Origin of the sequence: Barnesiella sp. ET7, assembly GCF_024733785.1 — a bacterium.
Taxonomy (GTDB): domain Bacteria; phylum Bacteroidota; class Bacteroidia; order Bacteroidales; family Barnesiellaceae; genus Barnesiella; species Barnesiella merdigallinarum.
This window is the reverse complement of the sequence record NZ_JANRHM010000003.1, coordinates 118,030-130,527: the sequence shown is the minus strand read 5'-3', so window position 1 is coordinate 130,527 and position 12,498 is coordinate 118,030. Positions and strand designations below refer to the sequence as shown.

9 protein-coding genes are annotated in these 12,498 nt (G+C 54.9%); 4 read left to right on the top strand and 5 right to left on the bottom strand.

The window, feature by feature from the left end; genetic code table 11:
* Nucleotides 1-209 precede the first annotated feature (209 nt).
* The 4 genes from upp to NW211_RS03000 all read left to right on the top strand — a co-directional run bounded on the left by upp (nt 210) and on the right by NW211_RS03000 (nt 6,666).
* Nucleotides 210-860 carry a uracil phosphoribosyltransferase gene (gene upp / locus NW211_RS03015; protein ID WP_087408044.1) on the top strand — a complete coding sequence of 217 codons (651 nt, stop codon included), beginning with the start codon at nt 210-212 and terminating at the stop codon, nt 858-860.
* A gap of 47 nt (nt 861-907) precedes the next feature.
* Nucleotides 908-2,038 carry an N-acetyltransferase gene (locus NW211_RS03010; RefSeq protein ID WP_258326867.1) on the top strand — a complete coding sequence of 377 codons (1,131 nt, stop codon included), beginning with the start codon at nt 908-910 and terminating at the stop codon, nt 2,036-2,038.
* Nucleotides 2,039-2,328: 290 nt separating this feature from the next.
* A complete protein-coding gene (locus tag NW211_RS03005; protein ID WP_258326866.1) occupies nt 2,329-4,704 on the top strand; it encodes a GDSL-type esterase/lipase family protein in 2,376 nt (791 codons plus the stop codon).
* A 276-nt stretch (nt 4,705-4,980) separates the two neighbouring features.
* A complete protein-coding gene (locus tag NW211_RS03000; protein ID WP_087407949.1) occupies nt 4,981-6,666 on the top strand; it encodes a SulP family inorganic anion transporter in 1,686 nt (561 codons plus the stop codon).
* 114 nt (nt 6,667-6,780) lie between these two features.
* Here NW211_RS03000 and cysS read toward each other — a convergent pair whose 3' ends face one another.
* From cysS to NW211_RS02975, 5 genes are all read right to left on the bottom strand, one after another.
* Complete coding sequence (cysS, locus tag NW211_RS02995) at nt 6,781-8,253, bottom strand: cysteine--tRNA ligase (protein ID WP_087407950.1); 1,473 nt, start codon at nt 8,251-8,253, stop codon at nt 6,781-6,783.
* Nucleotides 8,254-8,290: 37 nt separating this feature from the next.
* Nucleotides 8,291-8,989: a Bax inhibitor-1/YccA family protein gene (locus NW211_RS02990; RefSeq protein WP_258326865.1), complete on the bottom strand. Its 699-nt coding sequence runs from the start codon at nt 8,987-8,989 to the stop codon at nt 8,291-8,293.
* 30 nt (nt 8,990-9,019) lie between these two features.
* Entirely contained in the window at nt 9,020-10,813 is a 1,794-nt protein-coding gene (gene argS, locus NW211_RS02985) for an arginine--tRNA ligase (protein ID WP_258326864.1), read from the bottom strand.
* 259 nt (nt 10,814-11,072) lie between these two features.
* Entirely contained in the window at nt 11,073-11,699 is a 627-nt protein-coding gene (locus tag NW211_RS02980; RefSeq protein ID WP_087407953.1) for a lysine exporter LysO family protein, read from the bottom strand.
* The gene (locus tag NW211_RS02975; protein ID WP_258326863.1) at nt 11,696-11,974 is read right to left on the bottom strand and encodes a lysine exporter LysO family protein; all 279 of its coding nucleotides are present in this window, start codon (nt 11,972-11,974) and stop codon (nt 11,696-11,698) included. Before NW211_RS02975 ends, NW211_RS02980 begins: the two co-directional genes overlap by 4 nt.
* Between the last annotated feature and the right edge of the window lie 524 nt (nt 11,975-12,498).

Sequence of the window (12,498 nt, the reverse complement as noted above, 5' to 3'; positions counted from 1 at the left end):
TGCAAAATTAAAAACAAATTCCACAAGTAGCGATGTAATTAAAGAAAATTTTCGCTAATTGTTTGTATTTATTACAAATATACCCCGAATCGCTATGCCGGCATAGCAAAAAGGAGCTTTTTTTAGGGCAAACAGGAGAAAAAACAATTTATAATTTTCTAAAACAAAATTTATACGTACTTTTGCTCTTCGGCAAAAAACAGAAAAGTATGGAAGTTATCAATTTTGCCGAGAAAAACTCGGTAGTAAACCGGTTCATGGCCGAATTACGGGATGTGAACATTCAGAATGACCGGATACGGTTTCGTCGGAATCTCGAGCGCATTGGCGAAATCATGGCTTACGAAATAAGCCATCGCCTCCATTACTCCGAAAAAGAGGTAACCACCCCGCTGGGAACCGCACGGGTCAATCTGCCCGACGATACGGTGGTGCTGGCTACGATCTTGAGAGCCGGTCTCCCGTTCCACCAGGGATTCCTCAGTTGTCTCGACGATGCCGAAAATGCTTTTGTATCGGCGTATCGTAAATACAAGGACAAACTCAATTTCGACATCTTCATCGAGTATATTGCCTCGCCTCGTCTCGATGGCAAGGTACTCGTCATCACCGATCCCATGTTGGCTACCGGTGGTTCCATGGAGTTGTCGTACAAGGCATTGCTTACCAAAGGTACCCCCAAGAGCGTGCATGTGGCTTCGGTCATTGCCAGTCGGCAGGCCATCGATTATGTGAAACAACATTTCCCCGACGACACGACCTTGTGGGTGGGAGCCATAGACGACCAGCTCGACGACCACTCCTACATAGTGCCGGGGCTGGGCGATGCGGGCGACCTTGCCTACGGAATCAAGGAGTAGAAGCGGAGGCAAGCGCATAGGAATAAATTGCTGAAATTATAAACATCATGTCAATCACAATTAAGGAAATTGCCGGGAATCGTGCTCTAAAGAATTTTGTCAAGTTCTCGATCGATTTGTATGAGGGCAACGAGTATTATGTGCCCTCACTGGTCCTGGACGAGGTGGGCACGTTGAGTGCAAAAAGCAATCCGGCATTCGACTTTTGCGAATCGGTCTATTACATGGCTTATCGCGACGGTAAGCCCGTGGGACGTATAGCCGGTATCATCAATCGCAAAGTCAACGAAAAGACCGGCGAGAAGGCAGCTCGGTTCGGTTTTGTCGATTTTATCGACGACCGCGAGGTGAGCAAGGCGCTCTTCGACGCCGTGGAGAATTGGGCCCGTTCCAAGGGAATGAACGAAATTCACGGTCCCCTCGGGTTTACCGATATGGACCCCGAAGGGCTGCTGGTCGAGGGATATGACCAGCTGGGTACCATGGCTTCGATTTACAACTATCCCTACTATGTCGACCACATCGAGGGTATGGGATATGAGAAGGCCGTCGACTGGGTCGAGTATAAAATCAAGGTGCCCGAGAGTGTGCCCGAGAAGCACCAACGCATCAGCGACATCGTGCAGCGCAAGTACAATCTGCGTATCCTCAAGTTCAAAAAGGTGTCGGAGATTCATAAGGGAAAATATGGACAGAAGATTTTCGACCTTATCAACGATGCCTATGCCGAACTCTACGGTTATTCGGCACTCTCGCAACGGCAGATCGATTACTACGTCAACATGTATATCCCGGTGTTGCGCCTTGAGAATGTGACGCTTATTGTCGATGAGCACGACGATCTCGTGGCCGTGGGTATTGCTATGCCGTCGTTGTCGAAAGCATTGCAGAAATCGAGAGGCCGCCTCTTCCCCTTCGGGTTTGTCCCTTTGCTCAAGGCTTTGAAAGGAAAGAACGATGTCGTAGACCTGTTGTTGGTGGCCGTGCGCCCCGACTATCAGAGCAAGGGTGTCAATGCTCTTCTCTTCTCCGACTTGATACCGGTCTTTATCCGCAACGGGTACAAGTATGCCGAGAGCAATCCCGAACTCGAGGAGAACGAGAAGGTGCAGTCGCAGTGGCAATACTTCGAGCGTCATCAGCACAAGCGCCGTCGGGCTTATACCAAGAAACTCTGATAACGGCTCGAGCCTCGGGTTTCGAGTGTCGGACCCGTTGCACATAGCCTGTACAGATAGCAACTTTTATCGCACCCCCTGTCACGGACAAAAGGCCGTGGCTGGGGGTGTGTCTGTTTTTGGGGGGTGTGAAGCTGAGACTCTTTCGTGCAAGTGGCAGGTGTGGCCGATGGTCCGTCTCGACAGAACGAATAAAAAAATTTTGCTGTCGGGGCTAAGGGTAGGACTCTCTTTTTGTGTCACAATAGTAGTGCTTGAAATCCTTATTATTATAATAATAGTATATTCACATGAAAAACCAGTTTTACTTCAAGAAAAAAGCGGGGATTCTGCTCCTCTCTTTGTGTGCCGCTGTTGGCTTGTGCGCACAAAATCAGATTGTTGTCTTGGAGGCCGAGAATGCCGACTCGGTTCATGCTCCGGCTAAAGTCAAGTCGGTCGATGGCTTCTCGGGAGGCAAATATGTCGGAGGCAACGATCCCGGCAGCTACCTTTTCTTTCACGATGTCGAGATGGATGAGGCCGGGACCTACGAGTTCAAAACCTATTTCAACTGCAACGGTACGCGCCGCTTCACCGTCAAGGTCAACAACTACCCCGAGGTAGAGTGCTCGGTAAAGGGCACGGCCAAATGGGATACGCCGCCGGCCGAGACCACGAGCGTGCTCGTCTATATGGCTGCCGGCAAGAACAACATCAAGATTACTCCCTATCCCACGACGTCGGGCGGACCCAACCTCGACAAGTTCGAGATTCTCGAGACGACCGAGGCGCCGCTGCCCGTGCCTCACGAGGGTTTCCCCATCGTGCTGGAGGCCGAGTATGCCCACCTGTCGGGTACCCTCAAGGTGAAGACGCTCGAAGGCATGTCGAACGACCGCTACGTGGGCGACTTCAACAAGGATACCAACTCGGCCCTGCAGTTCACCTGTATCGATATTCCCGAAGAGGGTCCCTACGAATTGAAGATATTTACCAACGACCCGATGGGCCGTCCCCTCGATATTCAGACCAACAACTACGCCAAAATCTATATCAACGTGAACAAATCGCAAGGAGGCTGGGACCAACTGCCCACGGCCGAAACTTCGGTACTTGTCTGGCTCGACAAGGGGCTCAACACCATTTCGTTTACCGAGTCGTGCCGCAACAGCGGACCCAACATCGACAAGATAGAGATTCACGAGACCGACGAACCGATGGAGCGTCCCGACATCGAGAAACCCTATCCCGAGTCGTGCAAGGAGATTGACGAGTATAAGATCTCGTTCATGGGCTCGTCGGTATGCTACGGTACCGGCGCTACCAACAACTACGGCTATGCCTACATGTATGCCGACCTGCTGGAGCAACGGGCTCAACAGGGTATCGGCCGGGATTGGATTTCGTCCAACATTTCGATAGGCGGTAACACGACCCAGATGGTGCTCGACCGTTGGGAGCGCGACTTGCTGCGCGACTGCGGCCGCTACGTCTTCTACGGCCTCTCGCTCGGTAACGAACGCAACGACGGCACTCCCACCCAACAGGCGGCCATCAACTACGAGAAGGGCATGAAGCAGCTCATCCGTCAGGCCGATTCGGTAGGCATCGTTCCCGTCATGGCCAACAACTATGCCAATGCCGGTTTCAATGCCGACGACTACGAGATTTTGAAAAACCTCAACCTCACCATCCAGCAATGGACGGTTCCCTCGGTCAACATGCTGGGTGCTGTCGACGACGGTTCGGGCCGCTGGGTCAAAGCCATCGAGAGCGATGGCGCTCACCCCAACTCCGACGGTCACCGCGAGTTCTCCTACGCCATCGTACCTTCGCTCTTTGATGCCCTCGATGCCGGCAAGGAGGCCCCGCAGCGTCAGGAGAGCACGGCCTATGAACTGGGCACGGCTGCTGCCACGCAACATGTCGAATTCACGCCCGAAAATATCGTGCACCCCTTCACCCTCTCGTTCGAAGTGAATGCCGCTTCGGCCGGTACACTGGCCTCGTTCGAGAACGAAAGCGGTATGGGTCGCCTCGTCGTCGACGAGAGCGGCAACCTGGTCTATCGCTCGCCGCTGGGTGGGGAGATTGTTTCGACCGTAGCCTTCACGGCCGGTAGCTGGCACACCGTTTCGCTCACCCACTACTATGCTTGGGGTATGACCCAGCTCTATGTCGACGGTGTCCATGCCGGACAGTTGGCCGAGAAACTCGTGGTGAAACGCTTTGCCTTGGGTGGAAGTGCAGCCCCCGCAGAGGCTCAGTACCGTCAGCTCTTCTTCTGGCGCTCGGGTATGAATGCCGAGGAACTGGCCGCCGTAGCCGAGGGCAAGATGTTGCGCTCGAGCCTCGAGATTTATGCTCCGTTGAGCGCCGAGGTACCTCTGCTCAACCTGGCCCAGAGCACCAACACTCTTTCGCTGGTCGACAACAGCACGTCGGGCATTGCCTCGGTCAAGGTCGACAACCTGTTGTTTTCGCCCAATCCGGTCAGGCAGGGCAGCCGGGTCAACGCCGGTTGCACCGGTCGGTTCGACATCTATTCGGTGAACGGTATGCTGGTCGATAGCCAGTCGTTGCGGGCCGAGGGCGATACCCTCTCGACCGATACTCTTACGGCCGGTACCTATCTGGTACTCCTCGAAGGTACGGCTCAAAAGGGTCTGCTCATTATCTATTAAGCATTTTATCGCGTAGTAACTATCTTTTCCCTTCAGGGGGCAAGGCTCGTCGGGTCGACCATCCGCGAGTTATCGCCCCCTTTTCTATTTTAATTTTTTTCAACAAACATACCGTTCGAATCATAAAAAAGAGTTAATTTTGCCGCTGTTTTTCAAACCGGCGCGAATGCCGGTTCGCTTGAGTCGCACTTTTGCCGGGCTTGCCGGTGTTGCTATCGAGTGACCTCTGTTGAGAAAAAGAGGATAATAACAGGTATTATATATAGGTAAAGAAAGATGAAAAGCAGATTGGATTTTCACCCGAAGTTCGTGGCTTCGTTGGCCAGCTATTCCAAAGAGAGATTTCTGAAAGACCTCATGGCCGGTATCATCGTGGGCATCGTGGCACTGCCATTGGCCATCGCTTTTGGTATCGCCTCGGGGGTGTCGCCCGAAAAGGGTCTTATTACAGCCATCATCGGTGGCTTCCTGGTTTCGTTTCTGGGCGGTAACAGCGTGCAGATAGGCGGGCCTACCGGTGCCTTTATCGTCATTGTCTACGGCATCATACAGACCTACGGTCTCGAGGGGTTGGCCATCGCTACCTTCATGGCGGGCTTGATTCTGGTGCTCATGGGCTGCTTCCGGTTGGGAACCATCATCAAGTTTATACCTTATCCCATTGTGGTGGGATTCACCAGCGGTATCGCCCTCACCATCTTTGCCACACAGATAAAGGACCTGCTGGGGCTCACGATGGAGAGTGTGCCGGCCGACTTCATATCGAAGTGGATTGCCTACTTCCAGCACATCGATACCACCAACTTCTGGTCGCTGGGCATCGGGGTGCTCAGTATCCTCATCATCGCCTATACGCCGCGTATCTCCAACAAGATACCGGGTTCGCTCATGGCCATTATCCTGATGACGGTACTGGTCTATATCCTCCGTAATGTCTGGGGCATTGAGGGTATCGAGACGATTGGCGACCGCTTCAACATCAGCAGCGAAGTGCCCGAGCCGCAGTCGCTCAATATCAACATGGATACCATCAACCAACTCCTCTCCCCGGCCTTTACCATCGCCGTGCTGGGGGCTATCGAGTCGTTGCTCTCGGCTACCGTGGCCGACGGTGTGACCGGCGACAAGACCAACTCGAACACCGAGCTGATAGCCCAGGGGGCTGCCAATATCGTGGTGCCCTTCTTCGGCGGTATCCCCGTGACCGGTGCCATTGCCCGCACCATGACCAACATCAACAACGGCGGCCGTACCCCGGTAGCCGGCATGATACACGCCGTGGTGTTGCTGCTGATATTCCTTTTCCTCATGCCGCTTATCCGGCTGGTGCCCATGTCGTGCCTGGCCGGTGTGCTGATTGTGGTTTCGTATAACATGAGCGGCTGGCGCACGGTGCGATCGCTGCTGAAGAACCCCAAGTCGGACGTATCGGTGCTCATCATCACCTTCCTGCTCACCGTCATCTTCAACCTGACAATTGCCATCGAGATAGGTCTGTTGCTGGCCGTAGTGCTCTTCCTGCGCCGGATGACCGAGACGACCAAAATCTCGGTATTCCACGACGAGCTCGACATTGCCCACGGCACCGAGTCGAATCAGCACGAGGTGCTGAAGGTGGCCCCGGGAGTAGAGGTGTACGAAATCGAAGGCCCCTTCTTCTTCGGTATCGCCACCAAGTTCGACGAGCTGATGCGCAGTATGGCCGACCGTCCGCTGGTGCGCATCATCCGCATGCGCAAGGTGCCCTTCATCGACTCCACGGCCCTGCACAACCTCGAGATTCTGATTACCTCGTCGCAGAAGGAGAAGATACATGTGATTCTCTCGGGTGTCAATCCCCAGGTACACGAGACGCTGAAAAAGGCCAATATCGACCGCCTCATCGGCGACGACCACATCTGCGACCACATCACCAAGGCGGTGGCCAAGGCCAACGAGTTCGTGGCCGAAATGCAGAAATAGGCGCGTGGGGTGGAGCGGCTTCGGTGCCGCGCCTCTCTTCCACGACGATGCTATACAAATAACGCCCGGGGCAACGGCCCCGGGCGTTATTATTTTGTTCGGTCGAGCGTGCGGTTATTTCAGTTTCCACTCCACGCCCTCTTTGGTATCTTTGATTTCGAAACCGATTTCGGTCAACTTGTCGCGGATGTAGTCCGAGGTGCTCCAGTCCTTGCGGGCCTTGGCCTCCTTACGTACGTCGAGCAGCAGGTCTACGGCTTTGTGGTAAGCCTCGTTACCTTCGTCCGAAGCCTTGGCCTCCTCGCGGATACCCATGATATCGAAGAGGAAGGTCGAGAAGGTCTCCTTCAGGTGGGCGATGTCGTCGGCCGTCAGTTTGGCCTCGCCGGCCAGCGCCGTGTTGATGATCTTCACCGCTTCGAAGAGGTGCGAGATGACGATAGGCGTGCTCAGGTCGTCGTTCATGGCCTCGTAGCAGTGCTCGCGGATAGCCTTGACATCGACCGTCGAGGTGTCGCTCGGCGTGATTTTGGCCAGGTTGTTCCAACCCTCGAGCATGCGTTGCAGAGCCTTTTCAGAGGCTTGCAGCGCCTCGTTGCTGAAGTCGACGGTGCTGCGGTAGTGGGCCTGCAGGATGAAGAAGCGTATGGTCATGGGCGAGTAGGCCTGTTGCAGCAGCTTGTGGTTGCCGGTGAAGAACTCGTCGAGGGTGATGAAGTTGCCCAGCGACTTGCCCATCTTCTGCCCGTTGATGGTAATCATGTTGTTGTGCATCCAGTAGTGCACCGTTTCGTGACCCTGTGCGGCTACCGATTGGGCAATCTCGCACTCGTGGTGGGGGAAGAGCAGGTCCATGCCGCCGCCGTGGATGTCGAACTCCTCGCCCAGATACTTGGTGCTCATGGTCGAGCACTCGAGGTGCCAGCCGGGGAAGCCGTCGCTCCAGGGCGAAGGCCAGCGCATGATGTGCTCGGGGGCTGCCTTTTTCCAGAGGGCGAAGTCGAAGCTGTTGTGCTTCTCGCTCTGCCCGTCGAGCTCGCGGGTAGTGTTGAGCAGGTCGTCGATGTTGCGGCCCGACAGTTTGCCGTAGTGGTGGTCTTTGTTGTATTTCACCACGTCGAAGTAGACCGAGCCGTTGCTCACGTAGGCGTAGCCGGCCTCGAGAATCTTCTTGATGTATTCGATCTGTTCGATGATGTGTCCCGAGGCATGCGGCTCGATGCTGGGGGGCAGCACGTTGAGGGCCTCCATGGCCTTGTGGTAGCGGTTGAGGTAATATTGTACCACCTCCATCGGCTCGAGCGACTCGAGGCGGGCCTTCTTGGCGATTTTGTCTTCGCCTTCGTCGGCATCGTTTTCGAGGTGACCCACGTCGGTGATGTTGCGCACGTAGCGCACTTTATACCCCAGATGCTTGAGGTAACGGAACAGCACATCGAAGGTGATGGCGGGACGGGCGTGTCCCAAGTGCGCGTCGCCGTAGACGGTGGGACCGCATACATACATGCCCACATAGGGCGGGTTCAGCGGTTTGAACTCCTCCTTTTTACGGTCGAGCGTATTGTAGATGAAAAAGGGTTGTGTCATATCGTGTCTGTTTAGATAGCTTGTTCAGGTTGTTCCCTTAATCGTTGCTGCGGCCGAAGAAGCGGAGCAGATAGAGGAACAGGTTGATAAAGTCGAGGTAGAGCGACAGGGCTCCGATGGTGGCCAGTTTGCCCATTTGCGAGGGCTCTACTTCGTAGGCTGCGTTTTTGATTTTCTGCGTATCCCAGGCGGTGAGGCCGATAAAGAGGGCTACCCCCACGAAGCTGATAATCCAGTCGAGGGTGCTGCTGGCTACGAAGATGTTTACTACCGTGGCGATGATGAGGCCGAAGAGGGCCATCACGCAGTAGCTGCCGAATCGGGTCATGTCGTTTTTGGTCACCAGGCCGTACACGCTCATGGCACCGAATACACCGGCCGTGATGAAGAAGGTGTAGGCGATGGAGCCCAACTCATACACCACGAATATCGACGAGAATACCACGCCGTTGAGTATGGCGTAGAGGTAGAAGAGCAGGGTGGCCGTAGCAGTGCTGAGCTTGTGGAGCATGCCCGAGAGGACGAACACGACAGCCAGCTCGGCAATCATCAGGCCGAAGAAGATGGCCCGGCTGCCCAGAATGGTGGTCAGCAAGGCGGGCGACGAGGCTACGTAGAGTGCCGTGAAGGCAGTCACCACGAGAGCCAGGAACATGCGCACATATACTTTGCGCATCACGGTCGACAACACCGATGAGGTGGCTGTCGATTTATACGAATCATACGAGTTTTCCATATCTGTCTGGTTTTAAAAGGTTGTTGTTCTTTACATACGGTCGGGCACCTCGATGCCGAGCAGACCCATACCGGTCTTGATGACCTTGGCCACGTTGGCCGAGAGCATCAGGCGGAAGGCCCGTACCCGGGCATCCTCCTCGCGCAGGATGGCGTAGTCGTGGTAGAACTGGTTGTACTCCTTGACCAGGTCGTACACGTAGTTGGCAATGAGCGAGGGGCTATATATGCGACCGGCCTCGGCTACGACCGAGGGGAAGTCGGCCAGGTGCTGGATGAGCGAAATCTCTTTCTCGGTAGGCTCTACGTGGCTGGTATCTACGCTGTGGTAGTCGATACCGGCTTCGGCAGCCTTGCGCATCACCGAGCAGATGCGGGCGTGGGTATACTGGATGAAGGGCCCCGTGTTGCCGTTGAAGTCGATCGACTCTTTGGGGTTGAAAGTCATGTTCTTGCGGGGGTCTACCTTCAGGATAAAGTATTTCAAGGCACCCAGGCCTACGATGCGCGAAATCTCTTCGGCCTCTTCGGCGGTACAGCCGTCGAGTTTGCCCAGTTCGGCCGAGGTCTCGCGGGCGGTGTCAATCATCTCGTCCATCAGGTCGTCGGCATCGACTACCGTACCTTCGCGCGACTTCATCTTGCCCTCGGGCAGCTCTACCATGCCGTAGGAGAAGTGCACCAGGTCTTTACCCCATTTGAAGCCGAGCCGGTCGAGCAGTATGGAGAGAACCTGGAAGTGGTAGTTTTGTTCGTTACCCACCACATAGATCATCTTGTCGATGGGGAAGTCCCTGAAGCGTTGTTGGGCCGTGCCGATGTCCTGGGTCATGTAGACCGAGGTGCCGTCGCTGCGCAACAGCAGTTTCTGGTCCAGGCCCTCGTTCGTCAGGTCGGCCCATACCGAGCCGTCCTCCTTGCGGAACATGAGCCCCTTTTCGAGACCTTCGAGCACTTTGGCCTTCCCTTCGAGGTAGGTCTGCGACTCGTAATAGATCTTGTCGAAGTCTACACCCAGACGGCGATACGTCTCGTCGAATCCGGCATATACCCAGTTGTTCATCATCTCCCAAACCCGACGTACTTCGGGGTCGCCGGCCTCCCATTTGCGCAGCATCTCGCGAGCCTCCTGCATGAGGGGCGATGCGGCTTCGGCCTCTTCGGCCGTCATGCCCTTGGCCTCGAGCTCTTTGAGCTCCTCCTTATAGTGCTTGTCGAAGAGCACGTAGAAGTCGCCGATGAGGTGGTCGCCCTTCTTGCCGGCCTTTTCGGGCGTGATGCCGTTGCCCCACTTCTCCCAGGCCAGCATCGACTTGCAGATGTGGATACCCCGGTCGTTCACGATGTTGGTCTTCACCACCCGGTTGCCGTTGGCTTGCAGAATTTTCGAGAGGCTGTATCCCAGCAGGTTGTTACGTACGTGACCCAGGTGCAGCGGCTTGTTGGTGTTGGGCGAAGAGTATTCGACCATGATGAGCGGAGCATCGGGGGCAGCCTGGCGGATACCGAATTGAGCCTCCTCGTCGATGTGGTGCAGCATCTCGCTCCAGAACGCCGGAGCGATAACCAGGTTGAGGAACCCTTTGATTACGTTGAACGAGGCAACGGCAGGTTCATGCTCCTTCAGGTATTCGCCAATCTCCTGAGCCGTAGCTTCGGGAGCTTTGTGCGAGGCCTTCAAGAAGGGGAAGACCACGAGGGTAAGGTTGCCTTCGAACTCTTTTTTCGTCTTCTGGGGATTGGTCGTCCCGGGGGCCGCGTCGACTCCATACAAGGCTTTCACGGCCTTGGCGGCGGCATCGGATATGATTTGTTCTATTTTCATCTCTCTACTTTATTAAATATATGGGGTACAAAGATAGTGAAAGGCGAGCGCAGAGGCAAATGGAAAACGAAGTTTTCGACATTTGACAGTGCCGAGCCGCCTCCTTTCTTCTGGAAAGATAGTGAAAGGCGAGCGCAGAGGCAAATGGAAAACGAAGTTTTCGACATTTGACGGTGCCGGGAGGAATAAAAGAGCCCCACCTGTTCGCAGTGAGCAAGTGGGTATAGGCAGGACCAAATCGTTGTCGCGACCAGCCGTTTCAACAAAAGGCATTGATGAGGATCGGTACGCTCACCTCGAGTACGATACCATGCAGAACGGCGATGGGTATGAGCTCTTCGCCTCGTGTGGTATTGCGTACAATCATGGGCAGGCACACATCCATCGAGTTGATGCCGGCCACCGATATAGGCACCAGTCGTCCGCCCCAGCGGGCCAACGTAGGAGTGCCAAAGAGGGCAATCATTTCGCGTATGACGTTGGCAAGCAGAGCCACGGTAGCCAGTTCGGTAGCGCCCTGCACGCCGAGGGTTGCACTCTTGAGGTCGGCAATCAGCACCGACGAGAGCGAGTAGTATCCAAACCCGCTCCCCACGAGCAGGCAGTCGCTGAGGTTACGCCCGTGCAGCAGCAATACCCCTATGGCCGAGAAGAGCAGGGTGCCGGCGATGGTAAAGAGGGGCAGCAGCGACATGCGAGGATTGAGCGAGCGGACCAGCTGGCGCAAGTCGGTGGCACTGCCCAGACTGATGCCTACTTGCAGGATGAGCAGCGAGAGGATAATCATAGGCAGGTCGTGCCCGTGCAGCCAGTCGGGTGCCTGGTTTGAAAGTCCCAGCGCAATACCGGCCACGAAACATCCCAGAATGAGCAGATTCTCTTTCATAGTTTACCTCCTTTCTTGAAGAAGAGCCGTTGGGCAGCCCGGGCAGCCACGATGCTGCCGACTACGCCCAGGCAGGCAATGACCAGAGCTTGCCAGCCAAACCGGTACAGGTTGTCGATGAGGTCGCGGTTAGACCCTATCGAAATACCGAAAACAAACAACAGCAGGCATACGGTGGCCTGAATGCCCCATTTCGTAGCCTTTACGCAGGAGCGTCCCCGCAGGAGCATCCCTACGCCTATGCCTATGGCGAGTAAGATGAGAATGCGAAACATAGTTGTACACGCTTTTGTGCAGCACTTCTCCGTCGGCCGTATATGCCGAGGGTTACCTGGCTGCAATGATTGTAATATAGAGTTTGATTGAGTCTGGGGCGAGGTGCTTGCCCCGGTCGGGAGTTGTGCCGATAGCGGTGCCGTTACTCCCTTTATAGAAGGGGAATGGCTCAAATGAACCCGCTGAACCAGTGGACATACACCGTGGGCGAGGTAGGCGATGCGTTACCTCGAACGATGGAAAATCGAACTTTGTTCAGTACTAATATCATACAAATAAGCGTATAAAAATTCGATGTAAAGGTAGCTATCTTTTGGTTACTCCCAATAGAAGCGTGGCGAACTTAATATTATTTAAGAGATTCGCCGGCTTTTTTGCACTCGTTGTTCGTTGGCTGGTGTAGACCTGTGGGAGGATTAGGGACTCGACTGTCATTCGAATGCTGTTTCCTGTCTACGAAGTTGAGCGGTAGGCGCGGCATGACGACCGGGGATAGAAGTAAAGAGGGCCGTGTCGATTTTCG